At 65.2% G+C, this 15381-nt stretch carries 19 protein-coding genes; 12 read left to right on the top strand and 7 right to left on the bottom strand.

All coding sequences use genetic code 11. The annotated features are described in order from the left end of the window. Nucleotides 1–14: 14 nt before the first annotated feature. Both ACP150_RS03045 and ACP150_RS03040 read right to left on the bottom strand, forming a co-directional pair. Complete coding sequence (locus tag ACP150_RS03045) at nucleotides 15–698, bottom strand: NUDIX hydrolase (protein ID WP_424965066.1); 684 nt, start codon at nucleotides 696–698, stop codon at nucleotides 15–17. Between the two features lie 30 nt (nucleotides 699–728). Continuing rightward, entirely contained in the window at nucleotides 729–1127 is a 399-nt protein-coding gene (locus ACP150_RS03040) for a DUF983 domain-containing protein (RefSeq protein ID WP_424965065.1), read from the bottom strand. 209 nt (nucleotides 1128–1336) lie between these two features. Between ACP150_RS03040 and ACP150_RS03035 the strand changes: the two genes are divergently transcribed. The 4 genes from ACP150_RS03035 (at nucleotide 1337) to ACP150_RS03020 (ending at nucleotide 3365) form a co-directional block, all read left to right on the top strand. Further along, nucleotides 1337–1813 carry an EF-hand domain-containing protein gene (locus ACP150_RS03035; protein WP_424965064.1) on the top strand — a complete coding sequence of 159 codons (477 nt, stop codon included), beginning with the start codon at nucleotides 1337–1339 and terminating at the stop codon, nucleotides 1811–1813. Between the two features lie 75 nt (nucleotides 1814–1888). Further along, complete coding sequence (locus ACP150_RS03030) at nucleotides 1889–2470, top strand: RNA polymerase sigma factor (RefSeq protein ID WP_424965063.1); 582 nt, start codon at nucleotides 1889–1891, stop codon at nucleotides 2468–2470. Beyond that, a complete protein-coding gene (locus ACP150_RS03025) occupies nucleotides 2467–2853 on the top strand; it encodes a hypothetical protein (protein WP_424965062.1) in 387 nt (128 codons plus the stop codon). Before ACP150_RS03030 ends, ACP150_RS03025 begins: the two co-directional genes overlap by 4 nt. Further along, the gene (locus ACP150_RS03020; protein WP_424965061.1) at nucleotides 2853–3365 is read left to right on the top strand and encodes a periplasmic heavy metal sensor; all 513 of its coding nucleotides are present in this window, start codon (nucleotides 2853–2855) and stop codon (nucleotides 3363–3365) included. Before ACP150_RS03025 ends, ACP150_RS03020 begins: the two co-directional genes overlap by 1 nt. 127 nt (nucleotides 3366–3492) lie before the next feature. Here the strand turns inward: ACP150_RS03020 and ACP150_RS03015 are convergent, their stop codons facing one another. After that, entirely contained in the window at nucleotides 3493–4881 is a 1389-nt protein-coding gene (locus ACP150_RS03015; RefSeq protein ID WP_424965060.1) for a diguanylate cyclase, read from the bottom strand. An 84-nt stretch (nucleotides 4882–4965) separates the two neighbouring features. Here ACP150_RS03015 and ACP150_RS03010 point away from each other — a divergent pair, with 84 nt between their 5' ends. The 6 genes from ACP150_RS03010 to ACP150_RS02985 all read left to right on the top strand — a co-directional run bounded on the left by ACP150_RS03010 (nucleotide 4966) and on the right by ACP150_RS02985 (nucleotide 11444). Beyond that, on the top strand, nucleotides 4966–5244 hold the full coding sequence (locus ACP150_RS03010; RefSeq protein ID WP_424965059.1) for a DUF3572 domain-containing protein: 279 nt from the start codon (nucleotides 4966–4968) through the stop codon (nucleotides 5242–5244). A gap of 371 nt (nucleotides 5245–5615) precedes the next feature. Further along, nucleotides 5616–6338: an HAD family hydrolase gene (locus ACP150_RS03005; RefSeq protein ID WP_424965058.1), complete on the top strand. Its 723-nt coding sequence runs from the start codon at nucleotides 5616–5618 to the stop codon at nucleotides 6336–6338. A 119-nt stretch (nucleotides 6339–6457) separates the two neighbouring features. Then, nucleotides 6458–8017, top strand: a complete 1560-nt coding sequence (locus tag ACP150_RS03000; RefSeq protein WP_424965057.1) for a trimethylamine methyltransferase family protein — start codon at nucleotides 6458–6460, stop codon at nucleotides 8015–8017. 37 nt (nucleotides 8018–8054) lie between these two features. Then, the gene (locus tag ACP150_RS02995; RefSeq protein ID WP_424965056.1) at nucleotides 8055–9773 is read left to right on the top strand and encodes a hypothetical protein; all 1719 of its coding nucleotides are present in this window, start codon (nucleotides 8055–8057) and stop codon (nucleotides 9771–9773) included. A gap of 58 nt (nucleotides 9774–9831) precedes the next feature. Further along, nucleotides 9832–10416, top strand: coding sequence for a heme NO-binding domain-containing protein (locus tag ACP150_RS02990; protein ID WP_424965055.1), 585 nt, complete (start codon nucleotides 9832–9834; stop codon nucleotides 10414–10416). Further along, complete coding sequence (locus tag ACP150_RS02985) at nucleotides 10413–11444, top strand: diguanylate cyclase domain-containing protein (protein ID WP_424965054.1); 1032 nt, start codon at nucleotides 10413–10415, stop codon at nucleotides 11442–11444. Before ACP150_RS02990 ends, ACP150_RS02985 begins: the two co-directional genes overlap by 4 nt. Before the next feature lie 87 nt (nucleotides 11445–11531). On the opposite strand, the gene ACP150_RS02980 is transcribed toward ACP150_RS02985, so the two are convergent. The 4 genes from ACP150_RS02980 to ACP150_RS02965 are packed head-to-tail and all read right to left on the bottom strand — an operon-like array spanning nucleotide 11532 to nucleotide 13913. Then, on the bottom strand, nucleotides 11532–12593 hold the full coding sequence (locus tag ACP150_RS02980; RefSeq protein WP_424965053.1) for a YeeE/YedE family protein: 1062 nt from the start codon (nucleotides 12591–12593) through the stop codon (nucleotides 11532–11534). A gap of 56 nt (nucleotides 12594–12649) precedes the next feature. Then, nucleotides 12650–12997 carry an ArsR/SmtB family transcription factor gene (locus ACP150_RS02975; protein WP_424965052.1) on the bottom strand — a complete coding sequence of 116 codons (348 nt, stop codon included), beginning with the start codon at nucleotides 12995–12997 and terminating at the stop codon, nucleotides 12650–12652. A gap of 20 nt (nucleotides 12998–13017) precedes the next feature. After that, entirely contained in the window at nucleotides 13018–13506 is a 489-nt protein-coding gene (locus tag ACP150_RS02970; protein ID WP_424965051.1) for a GlcG/HbpS family heme-binding protein, read from the bottom strand. A 26-nt stretch (nucleotides 13507–13532) separates the two neighbouring features. Continuing rightward, nucleotides 13533–13913 (bottom strand): thioredoxin family protein, encoded by a 381-nt coding sequence (locus tag ACP150_RS02965; protein ID WP_424965050.1) that lies wholly within the window; start codon nucleotides 13911–13913, stop codon nucleotides 13533–13535. Nucleotides 13914–13986: 73 nt separating this feature from the next. Here ACP150_RS02965 and ACP150_RS02960 point away from each other — a divergent pair, with 73 nt between their 5' ends. After that, nucleotides 13987–14721, top strand: coding sequence for a cytochrome c biogenesis CcdA family protein (locus ACP150_RS02960; RefSeq protein ID WP_424965049.1), 735 nt, complete (start codon nucleotides 13987–13989; stop codon nucleotides 14719–14721). 26 nt (nucleotides 14722–14747) lie between these two features. Beyond that, nucleotides 14748–15314 (top strand): SoxW family protein, encoded by a 567-nt coding sequence (locus ACP150_RS02955; RefSeq protein ID WP_424965048.1) that lies wholly within the window; start codon nucleotides 14748–14750, stop codon nucleotides 15312–15314. The last annotated feature ends 67 nt before the right edge of the window (nucleotides 15315–15381 follow it).

The raw sequence follows: 15381 nt of genomic DNA, 5'->3' as shown, positions 1-15381 counted from the left end.
GGCCTTATCAATGCCTAAAGCCGTTCGAAGCGCGACAGGCTGTCGTCATGGTGAAAGAACGGCACCGTTTCCGGAGCCTCCAGCGCGGGGAGGGCCCCGGTCACCTCGCCCAGAACCACCTCGGTGATAAAGGGCAGATCGAGGGCCCGCGCCTTGGCCAGTGGCACCCAGTGCAGATGGCTCAACTCATCGGAGGCCTTGGAAAAATCATCCGGGTCATCCATCAGGGCCGAGGCCGGGGCCAGCAGGAACCGCGCATCGAAGCGACGCGGCCGTCCCGGCGGCGTGATCGCGCGAAAGATGAACCGCAGCGCGCGCGCATCCGGCTCCGCCCCGCTGTGCAGAAAGGCCTGCCAGCTGTCGCCAAGCTCTGCATCCAGCTCTGCCGGTGCAGCCCGCTGACGCCCCAGGCGCAGACCGGTCTCTTCCCACAGCTCGCGGATGGCGGCGGCAAAGATCGCGCCGGGCGTGCAGCCGCGGGCGTCCTTGGCCAGCTTGCCCTGACAGGCCGGGTTGGTCTGGGCGAGGGTCGTGCCGAACCGATCCTCCGGATCCACCGCGCCCCCCGGAAAGACGTATTTCGATGGCATGAAGGCGGCCTTGGCGCCCCGTTGCCCCATGAGCACGCTGGGACGGACCGTGCCCGCATCCCGGATCAGGATCACCGTGGCCGCATGCCGGATCGCGCTTTTGTCCATTCTTCCTCCGCCGCTGGCCGGGGCGGAAGGTCAGGAGACCGGTGTTTCCGATCCCGAGAAACCATACATCCGCTTGGCCCACTGATACCCGACCATGGCCCCTTTGAGCCGCGGCAACAAGTAGAGCGAGAGCGCCACGCAGCCGACCGAGAAGACGGCGATGATGTTGAGAGGGTCGGGTCGCAAGGTGACGAAGTACCAATGCAGCAGCGGCGCCATCAAATGGCCCACTACGAGAATGGTCAGATAGGCGGGGCCGTCATCGGCTCGGTGTCCCGACAGCTGCTGCCCGCAGACCGCACAGCTCTCGCGGACCTGCAGATAGCTGCGCATCATCGGCCCGGACCCGCATTTGGGACAGCGCCGACGCCAGCCACGTATGAGGGACGGCCGAAGCAAACGCTCCGTCGTCGGTGTTTCGAATGTCATAGCGGAGCTCCCAACCCCTGTTCGCGAACCTCAGCTTACCAAGCTGGTCGCCCAAACACCCTTTGACAGATTGCCTTGCGTCGGGATGTCGCGAAAAAAGGCCTGTTCCTTTTTTTGCGAATACCCGCGACGGAACTTCGCCCGGGGCGCGTTTTACATACAGACGTCCCGGAGATGCCGGGGCCGAGCAGACAAAGAAGGAGACCCAAATGAAAACCTTGATCCCCGCAAAAGTCCCCACCACCGCCCTGTTGCTCGTGGCGCTGACCGCTGGCTCCATCGCCATGGCCGCGCCGCGCGGCGACGGTGCAGGCCATCGCGGCGCTCCGGATTTCTTGGAGCTTGATACCAACGGAGACGGCCAGATCACCCAATCCGACCTGCAGGCGGCCACTGCCGAGCGCTTTGCCGCACTGGATGCCGACGGCAATGGTCAGGTGAGCCGCGAAGAAATGGCCGCCGCCGCCGAGACGCGCAAGGCCGAGCGGGCCGAACGTCGGCTCGACGCGATGCTGGAGCGGGTCGATGCGAATGGCGACGGGCAGGTCAGCCTCGAGGAATTCGGCACGCCCGAGCGCGGCAGCCGCATGTTCACAGGGCTGGATACCGATGGGGACGGCGCCATCAGCGAAGAGGAATTCGCAGCGCGCAAGCGCGGCCCGGGCCGTGGTCACATGGACCGCTGAGCCGGATCTGACTGGGCAGAGGGGCCAGTGCCGCGCGCACTGGCCCCGACCCGCCGCACGCGCTAGGCACGTTTCATGACCGACCTTTCTCTTTCGGTGACCGCGGTTTCGGACACGGAGTTGCTGGCGCAATTTGCGGCCGGGGACCCGCGCGCGGCACGGCGGCTGACCGACCGGCTCGCGCCCCGGGTGTTCCGGTTGTGCTACCGGCTGCTCGGCGACCGGGCGGAGGCCGAAGACATCACGCAGGAGGCCATGATGAAGTTGTGGAAGATCGCACCGGAATGGCGCCTGGATGGTGCTGCGCCCAGCACCTGGCTCTACACCGTGGCGCGCAATGCCTGCATGGACCGGCTGCGCCGCAAACGCTCGGTGCCGCTGGACGAGGCGGGCGAGATGCCCGACCCGGCCCCTTCGGCGGACCGGATCCTCAGCCAGGCGGAACGGGCCGAGGCCCTGCAAGCCGCGTTGGGGGATCTGCCGGTGCGGCAACGCGAGGCGGTGGTTTTGCGCCATCTCGAAGGGTTGTCGAACCCCGAGATCGCCGGGATCATGGAGATCTCCGTGGAGGCGGTGGAAAGCCTGACCTCCCGGGGCAAACGTATGCTGGCAAAGGCCCTGGGCCATCGCCGCGCAGAATTGGGATTTACGGAATGACCCGGAGACGTGACATCGACCCGATCCCCGAGGCTGAGCTGGACGCGCTGCTCTCTGAGGCGCGGGTCGGGCCGCCGATGCTGGATACGGGCTTTCTCGACCGCATCGCCGCCGATGGGCTCGCCGTTCAGGCCGAGGCGGCGTCGGACCAGACCGCGCCCAATGTCGTGCCCTTGCACCGCCCGCAGGCTCAGACCGCGCGCGGAGGAGGGTGGGCTCTGGCCCCTTTGACGGCCCTGGCAGCCTCGCTGGTGCTCGGCATCGGGCTGGGCGCAGGCTTCGCGCCCGAACTGAGTTCGCTGAGCGCGGATCTGCTGAGCGGCGAGACGACGACAGAAACGGTGCTCTGGTCCTTCGATCTGGCGCTGGAGGAGGGGGTCTGATGACCGAAGCTGAGACACAGACCAAGGCTCCGGGCCGCAAGCAGCGCTGGCTGCTCTATGGGTCGCTGGCGCTCAACCTGCTGGTGGTCGGGCTGGTGCTCGGCGCCGTGCTGGGGGGCGGGCCGCGTGGGCCGGGGGGCAAACCGCTCTCGATCGACAGCCCCTTTCCGCTGATCCGGGCGCTGGATGACACACGCCGGGATGTCCTGAAAGAGGCGCTCGATCAGCACCGGGCCGAGACGTCACAGGGCCCCCGGTCCCGCGGGCGTCATACCCGCGCGTTGCTCGACAGCCTGCGCAATGCGCCCTTCGATCCGGCAGAGTTCGAGGCGCTGCTCACGACCCAGGCGGAGGCGATGTCCGCGCGCAATGCCGTGGGTCGGAACGCCCTGATCGGTGCGATTGCTCAGATGAGCGATGCCGAGCGGGTCGCCTATGCGGACCGCGTCGAAGAGGTGCTGCGCGAACGCGCGAACCGGCCGCGCCGTGGGGACAAGCCCCCGAAGGACTAAAACGCGCTGGATTGGACGAAAGGGGGGCCAGATCCGAAATGGGCTCCGGCCCCTGTCGTGTGGCGCGCAAGGGGATGGTGCTGCGCGCTGCTTGGGGTTGCCGCCATCCGGCGGCACCCGGGGGGTCTTACGCGGCGGAGCTGATCGTGCCCACCGATACCTGGTTTCGCCCGTCGGACTTCGCGGCGTAGAGCGCGCGATCCGCCGTTTCGAGCAGGTCCGACACGCTGGCATCGGGGGTCCGGTGCCCGCCAATGGCCAGGCCGATGCTGATCGTGACCGGCACCCGCGTCACCCCGTCGGGCAGGGTGATCTCGGCCTGATCGATGCCCGCGCGCAGCCGCTCCGCGACGCGCTGGGCCTCGTCCAGATCCGTGTCGGGCAGGACCATCAGGAATTCTTCGCCACCGATCCGGGCGATCACGTCGAGCGAGCGCAGCCGGGCCTGAAGCAGTTTCGCCGTATCGGTTAGAACCTTGTCGCCTGCCGCATGGCCGAACTTGTCATTAATCTGTTTGAAATGGTCGAAATCCAGAAGCAGGACCGCGAAGCTGCGGGTGGACCCTTCGGCCTCGCGCGCGATGGTGGCAAGCTGCCCCAATGCGAAGCGGCGGTTGTAGAGGCCGGTGAGCGGATCGATCACCGCCTGACGCAGCCGGTCGGTCACCTCGTTCCGGCGTCGGTCGCTTGTCCGTTTATGCTGCAGTTGCGCGCGCAGGCGCAGGGCCATTTCCTGCACCGAGATTGGCGCGATCACCACGTCATCGGCCCCGAGATCCAGCGCACGGGCGGCCAGTTCCGGATGGCTTTGTTGCAGCATGAAAATCTGCTGGGCATGGCGCGTGGCCGGACGGGAGCGCAGGTCCGTCAGGATCTCCAGCGCGGCTTCGGGCCGGTGGGCATCCGCTTCGATCACGAAGACCGCCGCCTGATCCTTGCTGGCCTCGAGCGCCTGCGCGCGGGTGAAAAACTTCACATCCTCGCGGATCCGGTCGGCGAGACCATGGGCCCAGCGGTGCCCGACGCCGTCCTGCGCCATCAGCAGGCCCACGCATTCGGTCTGCGCCTGCTTGAAGGGCATGGGCGCATCGGCAAACCCAGCCGCAGCCTGCGATTGCATCGGCATGCGCAGCTCGGCATTGCGCGAATTGGCCCGCAGCAGGCTGCGCACCCGGGCCAGCAGCGTCAGTTCGGTCACCGGCTTGGAGAGAAACTCGTCCGCGCCGCAGGACAGACCCCGCAGCCGCGCTTCGGTATCGTCCAGCGAGGTGATCATGATGATCGGAATATCCGCCGTGCGCGGATCGGCCTTGAGCCGTTCACAGACCGTGAACCCGTCGAGATCCGGCATCAGCACATCGAGCAGAATCAGATCCGGTGTCTCGGCCCGGGCCATGTCGAGCGCGGCACGGCCACTATCGGCCTGAATCACATCGTAGCAAGCGGTCGCCAACTTCACCTTCATCACGATCCGGTTCGTTGCAACATCGTCGACCACAAGGATCTTGCCCGACATGAGGACCTCCGCTTTACGTTATGGTGATGTGTGTTAGCGCTCGTATGGTTAACAAAGGGTTTCCAGAGCAGGGGACGAGATCAAATGAAGCAAGAAACAGCCGAGGCGATTGCGCTCCAGGCGCTGGGCTGGATTGCCGGGCAGGACGATCTCATGGGCACCTTTCTGGGCGCAACGGGCGCTGACCTGTCGACCGTGCGCGGGCGGGCCGAAGAGCCTGAATTCCTTGTTTCCGTTCTGGAATTCCTGACCATGGATGATGAGTGGGTGGTCGGGTTCTGCGACGCTGCCGGGGTCGGGTATGACACGCCCATGCGGGCCCGCGCGGCCCTGCCCGGCGGGGCGCAGATGCATTGGACCTGACAAAACTGTGATCGGCGCCCGAAACATGGTTAACGCCATGGCGCGGTTAACCTTTTCGCAGGCCCCTCCGGTAGGGCGACTCCGACAGGCAGCGCCCAAGACTTGGGCAGAGCGCTTGTTGCACAGTGCAAATTCCGGTAGGTCTGGGTCCAGCGCGATGGAAAGTTGCGGCAAACGGCCGCTTTGAGACCATTTTGTACCCAGCCACCCGGCCAGGCGGGCAAGTTGCGCACGGGACCGCCTCGGGAGCGGCGTGTTCCGGTCATCGGAGAGACGTGTGACCCCAACGGGTTACGGGGGAGCGTCTGTCCACGGATTGGGGCCGGTGGGCGCGGGACGGCGTGGCCATATCGGGATCGAGGGGGCAGACGATGCTGCGCGCAATCGTGTTCGACAAAGACGGAACGCTGTTTGATTTTCACGAAACCTGGAGCGGCTGGGCCGCGACTGCGCTCAATACGCTCGCCAAGGGGGATCGGGCGCTGGTGGCGCAGTTGTCAGACGCCATCGGCTATGATCTGGTGCTGGGGCATTTCCGGGCAGACAGCCCGGCGATCGCGGGGACCAGCGCCGAGATTGCCGTCTTGCTGGCCCCGTACCTGCCCGATTGGGAGGAAGAGGCGCTCCTGCTGGAGCTGAACCTCCTGGCCGAGACCGTGACACTGGCCGAGGCGACGCCTCTCAAGCCGCTCATGGCGGAGCTGGGCGCGCGCAACCTCTGCCTCGGCGTGGCCACCAATGATTCCGAAGAGGGCGCGCGCCGCCAGCTGGCCGATGCCGGCATCGCCGAGGATGTCGATCTGGTGCTCGGTTATGATAGTGGGTTCGGCGCAAAGCCGGATCCGGGGATGCTGCTGGCGTTTTGTGATCACTTCACCCTCTCGCCGGATGAGGTCCTGATGGTCGGGGACAGCACCCACGACCTGCGCGCGGGACGGGCGGCGGGGATGCAGACCGTCGGCGTGCTCACCGGGGTTGCCGAGACGCCCGAGCTTGCCCCCCATGCGGATCTGATCCTGCAGGATGTCGGGCATCTGCCCGCGTGGCTCGATACCCAGCGCCTGCCCCTGCGCCGCCGCCGCGCCAGCGCCTGACCGCGCGCCGGTCGGCCCGGGCGCGCGACCCGGCAGAAAACGACACTTCGCGTCGCGGATAAGCCCGCCCGTGCGGGAGCGCTGTCCTCCAATGGGGTCATCCCAAGGAGGATCCTGACGTGACACCAGCAGTCTCTTCGCGGCGGCGTCGCAGTGGCGGCCGGGCCGGCAATACCCGGCGCGCCATCAGCCAGACGATCGCCCAGATGCCGTTCAAGGTGCCGGTCAACACCGACCGCCCCACCGAACCCCTGCGCCCCGAGGGCGTTGCCGCGATCCACGATACGGCGATGCGGATCCTTGAGGAAATCGGGATCGCGTTTCTCAATGCCGAGGCCCGCGCGATCCTGAAACAGGCGGGCTGCCACGTGGCAGGTCAGGTGGTCCGCATGGACCGCGCCTTCGTGATGGAGATGGTGGGAAAGGCCCCGTCCTCTTTCACACTGACCCCGCGCAACCCCGATCACCGCATCACCATCGGCGATGGACATATGGTCTTCGTCAATGTCTCAAGCCCGCCGAATTACTGGGACATGGAGACCGGCAAGACGCCCGGCACGCTGGAGCAATGTCGCAACCTTCTCAAGCTCACCCAGTATTTCAACTGTATCCATGTGGCCGGGGGCTATCCGGTGGAGCCGGTGGATGTGCATGCCTCGGTTCGTCACCTCGACGTGCTCTACGAGAAGCTGACCCTCACGGACAAGGTGCCCCATGCCTACAGCCTCGGGCGCGAGCGGGTCGAAGATGTGATGGAGATGGTGCGCATCGCCTGTGGGCTGACCCCGGCGGAGTTCGCTGCGAGCCCGCGCATGTACACCAATATCAACTCGACCTCGCCGCTCAAGCATGACGAGCCGATGATTGACGGGGCCCTGCGCTGCATCCGCAAGGGGCAGGCCCTGATCGTGACCCCTTTCACGCTTGCGGGGGCCATGGCGCCGGTGACCCTTGCGGGGGCGGTCGCGCAATCCCTCGCCGAGGCGCTCAGCGCGATTGCGCTGGCGCAGTACGTTATGCCGGGTTGCCCCGTGGCCATGGGGACCTTCACCTCGAATGTGGACATGAAATCCGGCGCGCCCGCCTTTGGCACCCCGGAATACATCCGCGCGACCCAGATGACCGGACAGATGGCGCGGTTCTACGGGCTGCCCCTGCGGGCAAGCGGGACCTGCGCGGCGAACATCCCCGACGGGCAGGCCATGTGGGAAACCTCGAACTCCTTGTGGTCGGCGGTGCAGTCGGGCACGAACATGGTCTATCACGCGGCGGGCTGGCTGGAGGGCGGGCTGATCGCGAGCCCCGAGAAATTCATCATGGATTGCGAGCTGCTGCAGCAGATCCAGCGCTATTTCGAACCTGCGCTGACAGCGACCGGATCCGAGGATCTGGCCCTCGATGCGGTGCGCGAGGTGGGCGGGGAGGGCCATTTCTTCGGCATCCAGCACACGCAGGAGCGCTATGAGACCGCCTTTTACCAGCCCTTTCTCAGCGATTGGCGCAACCACGAGGCATGGGAAGCGGGCGGGGCGGTCTGGACCGTGGAACGGGCGCACCGGATCTACAAGGAGATCCTCGCGGAATTCACGCCGCCGCCGCTGGATCCGGCCCGGCGCGACGCACTCACCGACTTTGTTGAGCGGCGAAAGGCCGAAGGCGGGGCCCCCACGGATTTCTGAGCTTTCGGCGGGGCGGTGCGCGCGCTAGGACTGGGCCATGGCGGCACAACATGATCCCACCGGCTTCCGCGCGACGCTCGGTTTGTTCGGTTTGATGACGGGCCTGGCGCTTTGGGGGCTGGGCGAATACGTGATCGACGAGCTGGGCCAGCCCCGGCTCGAACTGGCACTGGCCTCGGCCACACTGGGCTTCTGCTCGGCGGGGCTTTTGCTCTCCGGGCCGCTTTCGGTCCCGCGCGCGCTGGGCTGGGCCGGCCTGATGGCGGTGGTGCCCACGGGGCTGCTCCTCTGGGCGAGCCTGCGCTTTGCCACGCTCGAAGGCTTCGGCGACAGTCCCGCGGCGCTGGTGGCCTATGGCGTCCTGCTGAGCGTGCCGTTGCCGTTTTTCATTGCTGCGACCCGGACAACCCTTTTTCACTACCCGACCCTGTTCAACGAGGCCTGGCGACTGGTGATCCGCGCGATCTCGGCGGTGATCTTCCTCGGTGTGTTCTGGGGCGTCTACATGATCTGCAGCCTGCTTTTGTCGCTGGTGGGGGTAACCCTGCTCGACAGGCTGGTGGATGAAGAGGTCTTCCTGCTGGGCATGTCCGGTCTAGTTGGGGGCGTGGCGCTGGCGGTGCTTTTCGAGCTGCGGAACTACCTGTCGCCGCTCCTGCTGCTGCGTCTTCTGCAGCTTCTGCTGATCCCGGTGACAGCGGTGGTGCTGGTCTTCGTTGTGCGGGTGCCGATTGAGGGGCTGGATCAGGTCTTTTCCGGGCTGAGTGCGGCGGCCACCTTGCTCGCCATGGTCTTTGGGCTGGCCACGCTGATCACCGCCTCGCTGGATTGCGAGCCTGCCGAGACCGGGCCGAGCCCGCTCTATCGCTGGACGTTGCAGATTGCCTGCCTGTTGATGCCGGTCCTTGCGGGGCTGGGCAGCTATGCGGTCTGGCTGCGGGTGGCAGAGTATGGCTGGACGCCGGAGCGGGTGACGGCCGCGTGTTTCTGCGCGCTCGCCCTGACCTATGCGGCGCTCTATTCCCTGCCGGTGCTTCTGCGGCGCAATTGGGATCACGGGATCCGACGCGCGAATATTCAAACCGCCTTGGTGGGGTTGGCGCTGGCTGCGCTGGCCCTGACGCCCGTCCTCAATCCGCAGAGGATATCAACCCAGAGCCAGCTCGCCCTGTTCGAGGCGGGGCAGATCGATACGGCGCAATTGCCGATCCGGGCCATGGCGCGGGACTGGGGGCTGGCGGGGCAATCGGGGCTTGAGAGCCTGCGCGCACAGGCGGATCGCGATCTGCAGATCCTGATCGATGATGCCCTGCGCCGAGAGGTGGCCCGGGTCACCGCGCCCGACGCGCCCGAGGATCGCGTCGCAGCCCTTGCGCAGCTTCTGCCGCTGGCTCCGGAGGATGCGGCCTGGCCCGAAGCGCTTTGGCAGGCACTTCCACCCGAGATTGTGCGCGATTGGCTGGATGCCTGCCGCTTTGCACCCGATAGCTGTGTCGCCGTGATCGGCGAGGTCGAGCCGGATTGGCCCGGACCCGAGGCGCTGGTGATGCTGGTGCGGGGGCAGAACTATGTGATGACCCAGATGGTCGGGTTTGACGAGGCCGGGGCCTTTGCGCAGGGCACAAGTCCCGGCAAGCGCCTGGAGGATCCCCGCGCGCTGATCCGCAGTGTCCGGGAGGGGCAGTTTTCCCTCGCCCCACCCGCCCGCAATGCCTTGACCGTCGGGGGCGAAGTTTTCTTTCCGTCCAGTGATTGACCTTTGGGCAATTCTTAAGGTTTGACGGCCTAGTCTTCTGCGAACAGGAGACTTGCCGATGCACGGATTGATCAACAAGTCGCTCGAGGTTTTTGTGCGTGAAACCTACGGGCCGGAAAAATGGCAGATGATCGCGGGCCAGGCCGATGTGCCGGAAGGGGCCTTTGAGTCGATGCTCACCTACCCGGATGCGGTGACCGATCGAGTGCTCGAGACCGCGATCAAGGTGCTCGACAAGGAACGCGACGGATTTCTCGAAGATCTGGGAACATTTCTCGTCTCACACCCTTCCGTGACGGCCCTGCGCCGATTGCTGCGGTTCAACGGGGCGTCCTTTCGCGAATTTGTCGATGCGCTGGATGACTTGCATGGCCGTTCGCGCCTCGCCGTGCCCGATCTGGACATGCCCGTGCTCGAGGTCGATCCGGATGGCCGCAACGCCTACAGGGTGCGATGTATCTGGCACCGGGATTACGGGTTGCCCGTGATCCTCGGCGTGCTCCGGGCCATGGCGGATGATTACGGTGTGCTCGCGTTCTTCGAGACCGATGAAGACACCGAGAACCCCGGCATCACCGTGACCCTTTTGGACCAGGATTTCTCCGAAGGCCGCGAATTCAGCTTGGGAGCCGTGCCGACATGACGGAAAACACTCGTATTCTCGGGCTTTCGGCCCGCACGCTGGATGCCTTGATGCCGATGCATATCTGGATTGGGCCAAGCGGTCACATCCTGCAATGCGGCTGCACCCTGCAGAAGCTGCTGCCCGAGGATCCGTTCCCGGGCGCGATGTTCTTTGACAAGTTCACCATCGTTCGCCCGCGAAAGGTCAAGGACCTGTCGCAACTGCTGCAGATGAATGGCGCACAGCTGAAAATCGGGCTCGAGAGTCTGCCGAACATGCATCTCAAGGGCACGGTCGTGGCCCTGCCCGGTGGCACGGGGGCCTTTTTGAACCTGTCCTTCGGGATCTCGGTACAGGATGCAGTGCGCCGGTTCGATCTCAGCCTCACGGATTTCGCGGCCTCGGATCTGGCGGTGGAGGTGCTCTACCTGATCGAAGCGAACGCCGCGGCCATGAACGCATCGCGCGATCTGGTGGACCGTTTGCAGGATGCCAAAACCGACGCCGAGAGCCGCGCGCTCACCGATACGCTGACCGGTTTGAACAACCGTCGGGCAATGGACATGACCTTTGGCCAGCTGCTGGCGCATCCGCCTCAGGACGGGTTTGGGTTGATGCTGATCGATCTCGATTACTTCAAATCCGTCAATGATACGCTGGGCCATGCGGCGGGCGATCTTGTCCTGCTCGAGGTGGCCAAGGTGCTGCGTGAGGAGGTTCGCGCAGATGACAAGGTCTTCCGGGTTGGGGGGGATGAGTTTGTCCTCGTCCTTCGGAATTGCAACGACCTCGACCTCATGACCCGGATCGCGGATCGGATTATCGCGCGTCTCGAACAACCGGTGCATTACGAAGGCAAACCGTGCCGGATCTCCGCGAGTATCGGAATTACGATTTCCGACTACTACGACCCGGTGGAGATCGACAAAATGCTCTCGGATGCGGATGAGGCGACCTATGCCTCCAAGAATGCCGGGCGCGCCCAGCACACGGTGTTCAAGCCCGCCAAGCGGCCGGCGCCGGAACCTGCCCGGGATTTGCATTGAGATCTCACCAGGAACGCTCCGGAAGCGGGGCGTTCTGGGTGTTGCGCAAGGCCATGCGCAGCCCGGTGGCTCAAATCGCCCGAGTGTTCAGGGGTTTTGGCTGCGCCCCGGACGCCACCCCATGATCAGGACCCTCAGGCCGAGGGCCGCTCCTGCCGCCATGGACAGGGTCGCGAGAGGCGCGCTCAGCGTCAGCAGTGCGAAGGCCGACAGTCCTTGGCCCACCGAGCATCCCAGCGCCAGTGTTGCGCCGCTTCCCATCAGAACAGCGCCAAGAAGCTGCCGTTTCAGCTCACGCGGGTCTTCACAGGCTTCCCATCGAAACTGTTTGAGTTTCAGGCTTCCCACGACACTGCCCAGCACCACCCCGCAGACCGATCCGACTGCGAAGGAGATCGGGCGCACGCTCGACATCATCGCATAGGCCAGCGTTTCACCAAGCGGAGCAGAGAAGTTATGGGAGCGAACACCGATCACGTCGAAGCTTGTGGACGCCAGATAGGCCGTTCCGGCCCAACCGGACAGGATCGCGAGGCCCACAACAGCACCCCAGAACCCGGTGCGCCGCACGCGCGTCGAGCTTCGCAGGGACACCGCCAGAAGGGCAAGCCCGATCCCGCCGCCGATCAACCAAGGGGGGATCGACAGTGCCGCGCCCAGCAACTGGTCCAGCGTGATGGCGTCGTTCACCCGCCAGATCGGCAGCCCAAACAGCCAAAGCCGCACCGGGGCCAGCGGACCGAACAGGGTCGCATAGGCGGCGATCCCCATCACGACGACCAGAACCAGCGCGCGCAGATCTCCCGTGCCGAGCCGGGCCAGCGCGCCGTAGCCGCAATTGCCAGCCAGCGCCATGCCATAGCCGAACAGCCCGCCGCCAAGGATGATCGCGACCGGGGAAAACCCGTCCCGGACCAGAAACACGTCGGCGGGCACCAGCACGCCGGTCCCGCTGAGCGCGGCGCAGCCCAGAATGCTCAGCCCGAGGGCCACCCCCCACATGCGCAACCGCTCATAGCTGCCGCCATAAAGCGCGTCCTCGATCGCGCCCAGCGTGCAGAACCGTCCGACACGCGCAGCGTATCCAAGGGCGATGCCGCCCAGAAGTCCGATGAGGGTCGCCAGAACGGCGCCCGGGATTGCGTCCATGGTCTCCTCCCGGGCGGCGGACCGCCCTCCATGGATATGAACCGGGACCGACCGCCTCAGGAGGCGGTGTCGGAGTCCCGGCAGAATAGCTCATAGACCAGCTCGATAATGGCGCGAGAGCGCTCATCGGTCAGGCTGTAGAATATGGTCTTTCCGTCACGGCGCGGGGTCACGAGACCCTCAAGCCGCAATCGCGACAGCTGTTGTGATACAGCGGCCTGCCGCGCGGACAGGAGCAGCTCGAGTTCGTGGACCGACTTCTCGCCCGAGGCGAGATGGCACAGGATCATCAGGCGCCCCTCGTGGCCGATGGCCTTGAGGAAGTTCGCGGCCACCGTGGCATTGGCGAGGATCTTGTCCATTTCCTCGTCGTTGAGATCGTCGGTGACTTGGGGCAGCGCCATGATGTGAGCCTTCGTTTGCGCTAGAATGCGATGTCGTCCGCGATCGCGTCAATGCCTGCCTGCGCACATTCATCGTCGATATCGGGTCCGGGCGCGCCCGAAACACCGATCCCGCCGACGAGCGAGCCGCCGCCTTCTTCGATCATCAGACCACCGCCGAGGGGCAGGGCCTGGGTGATGTGGCGGATGCCTTCGGCCAGCGTGCCAGGCTTCGTGGCCTGATCCAGTTCGGTCGTGCCACTGCGGAAACTCACGGCGGTCCAGGCTTTGCGGGTTGCGGTTTCCCAGACATGGGCACCCGCGAAGCGGTCGCGCAGAAAGACCTGCGGGACGCCGAAGCGATCCACCACGGTGACGCCCACCTGATACCCGCCTGCGCGGCAATACTCGAGCGCGGCAGTGGCCGCGGTCATGGCCAGTTCGGGCTTGAGTACCTTGAACTCCACAAAGGCGCTGTCCTCATCGGCCAGCGCGGACCCGCCTAGCAGGACCAGGGCGCCAGCAGTCAAAAAGGTTTTCTTACAAAGGGTTCTGATCATTTCGCGGCCTCCTCAAGCGCGTCGGTTTGGGCCGTATCCAGCATCTGCGCCAGCACGGGCCAAAAGAAATCCTGCCCCGGATAGCCTTCGAGCCGGGCCAGCTCGCGCCCGTCCGACACCAGGATAAAGGTCGGGGTGAAGCGCGGGCGCGACAGCAGATCAAGGTCCTCGGGCAGGGCGCGCAGATCGACCATGCGCAGCGGTGCGCTCCGGCCTTCGGCGGTCTTGGGATAGGCCGGGCCGATCTCGGCATGCCAGGCGGCGCACCAGTGACAGCCGGTCTGTTCGACCATGACAAGTTCAAGGGATTGCGCGCGCAGGGACAGGGGGCTCAGCACGAGGGCGAGCAGGCTCAGAAGGATCGCGAGGCGGGGCATCAGGCTTCCCTGTTGACGCAGTTCATACAAATAACTTAATTTGAATATGTGAATTGATCAAGGAAGCGCGCCCATGTTCGATGTGTCGATCTTCGGGGCCGGGCTTGCGGGTCTGATGTCCTTCCTGTCCCCCTGTATCCTTCCCATCGTGCCATTTTACCTGTCCTACATGGCGGGCGTGGGCATGAACCAGCTCGAGAGTGAGGCCGAGATCACCCCGGCGATCCGCTCCCGCGCGATCCTGTCCTCCATGGCGTTTTCCGCCGGCGTGATCACGATCTTTGTGGCGATGGGCGCAGGGGCGTCGGCGTTGGGGCAGGCGGTCGGGGCTTATATGGACGTGCTGCGCTGGGTCGCGGCGGCGGTGATCCTGCTGATGGGTTTGCACTTTCTCGGCGTGATCCGGATCGGGATCCTGTACCGGCAGTTCCGGGTCGAGGGCGGGTCCACCAGCAATATGAGCCTGATCGGGGCCTACCTGATCGGACTGGCCTTCGCCTTTGGGTGGACGCCCTGTGTCGGGCCGGTTCTGGCCGCGATCCTCTTCACCGTGGCCACCGAAGGGGCCGGGGTCGGGCGGGGCATGATGCTGCTGACAGTGTACGGTGTCGGTATGACGCTGCCCTTTGTGCTGGCGGCGGTGTTCATCGGCCCGTTCCTGCGCTGGATGCGCGGGTTTCGCCGCCACCTGGGCCGGATCGAGAAGGCGACGGGCGTGCTCTTGGTGGTTTTCGCCGTACTGATCGGCACGAACAGCATGAATGTCATTGCAAACTGGATGCTGAACTACATGCCCGCGCTGGGCTGAGGTATCCAACGAGGGAGGAGATCGGGATGGGCAAATGGATGGGTATGGTCGCGGCGGCGATGCTGGCTGCGGTGCCGCTTCAGGCGGCGGAAATCGGGGATGACGGGCTGCACAAGGCGGCTTGGATGCACGACACGTTCAAGGACCTGCGCGAGGATCTCGCCGAGGCGGCGGCGGAGGGCAAGCGCCTCGCCATCCTCATCGAACAGCGCGGCTGCATCTACTGCGCGCGCATGCATGAGGAGGTCTTCCCCGAGCCCGAGATCGACGCCTTGCTGACCGACCGGTTCTTCGTCGTCCAGATCAACATGTTTGGCGATGTGGAGGTGACGGATTTCGACGGCGAGACATTGGCCGAGAAGGATATCGTGCGCAAATGGAACGCGCTTTTCACGCCAACCATGATGTTCTTTCCGGCGGAGGTCGCCGAGGGGCAGACCGCGCCACAGGCAGCGGTGGCCACGGTCCCGGGCGCGTTCGGGAAGTGGACGACTCTGAACATGCTGACCTGGGTCCTGGAGGAGGGCTATGATGGCGACGAACCCTTCCAGAAGTACCATGCCCGCAAGTTCCAGGAGCAAAACCCGCAGTAATTAGAACGCGTTGCCCATGCTGCAAGAGCAACATATGCAAAAAATTGAATTTTTTGTTGCATACGCG

This window comes from Dinoroseobacter sp. S375 (assembly GCF_049800775.1).
Lineage (GTDB): Bacteria > Pseudomonadota > Alphaproteobacteria > Rhodobacterales > Rhodobacteraceae > Dinoroseobacter.
Note: the sequence above shows the minus strand (reverse complement) of the source record. Positions and strands in the feature narration are given on the sequence as shown.

Excerpts from the sequence above, each read along its gene's own strand:
- ACP150_RS03045 (WP_424965066.1), bottom strand. The coding sequence starts at position 698 with ATGGACAAAAGCGCGATCCGGCATGCGGCCACGGTGATCCTGATCCGG.
- ACP150_RS03040 (WP_424965065.1), bottom strand. The coding sequence starts at position 1,127 with ATGACATTCGAAACACCGACGACGGAGCGTTTGCTTCGGCCGTCCCTC.
- ACP150_RS03035 (WP_424965064.1), top strand. The coding sequence starts at position 1,337 with ATGAAAACCTTGATCCCCGCAAAAGTCCCCACCACCGCCCTGTTGCTC.
- ACP150_RS03030 (WP_424965063.1), top strand. The coding sequence starts at position 1,889 with ATGACCGACCTTTCTCTTTCGGTGACCGCGGTTTCGGACACGGAGTTG.
- ACP150_RS03025 (WP_424965062.1), top strand. The coding sequence starts at position 2,467 with ATGACCCGGAGACGTGACATCGACCCGATCCCCGAGGCTGAGCTGGAC.
- ACP150_RS03020 (WP_424965061.1), top strand. The coding sequence starts at position 2,853 with ATGACCGAAGCTGAGACACAGACCAAGGCTCCGGGCCGCAAGCAGCGC.
- ACP150_RS03015 (WP_424965060.1), bottom strand. The coding sequence starts at position 4,881 with ATGTCGGGCAAGATCCTTGTGGTCGACGATGTTGCAACGAACCGGATC.
- ACP150_RS03010 (WP_424965059.1), top strand. The coding sequence starts at position 4,966 with ATGAAGCAAGAAACAGCCGAGGCGATTGCGCTCCAGGCGCTGGGCTGG.
- ACP150_RS03005 (WP_424965058.1), top strand. The coding sequence starts at position 5,616 with ATGCTGCGCGCAATCGTGTTCGACAAAGACGGAACGCTGTTTGATTTT.
- ACP150_RS02995 (WP_424965056.1), top strand. The coding sequence starts at position 8,055 with ATGGCGGCACAACATGATCCCACCGGCTTCCGCGCGACGCTCGGTTTG.
- ACP150_RS02990 (WP_424965055.1), top strand. The coding sequence starts at position 9,832 with ATGCACGGATTGATCAACAAGTCGCTCGAGGTTTTTGTGCGTGAAACC.
- ACP150_RS02985 (WP_424965054.1), top strand. The coding sequence starts at position 10,413 with ATGACGGAAAACACTCGTATTCTCGGGCTTTCGGCCCGCACGCTGGAT.
- ACP150_RS02980 (WP_424965053.1), bottom strand. The coding sequence starts at position 12,593 with ATGGACGCAATCCCGGGCGCCGTTCTGGCGACCCTCATCGGACTTCTG.
- ACP150_RS02975 (WP_424965052.1), bottom strand. The coding sequence starts at position 12,997 with ATGGCGCTGCCCCAAGTCACCGACGATCTCAACGACGAGGAAATGGAC.
- ACP150_RS02965 (WP_424965050.1), bottom strand. The coding sequence starts at position 13,913 with ATGCCCCGCCTCGCGATCCTTCTGAGCCTGCTCGCCCTCGTGCTGAGC.
- ACP150_RS02960 (WP_424965049.1), top strand. The coding sequence starts at position 13,987 with ATGTTCGATGTGTCGATCTTCGGGGCCGGGCTTGCGGGTCTGATGTCC.
- ACP150_RS02955 (WP_424965048.1), top strand. The coding sequence starts at position 14,748 with ATGGGCAAATGGATGGGTATGGTCGCGGCGGCGATGCTGGCTGCGGTG.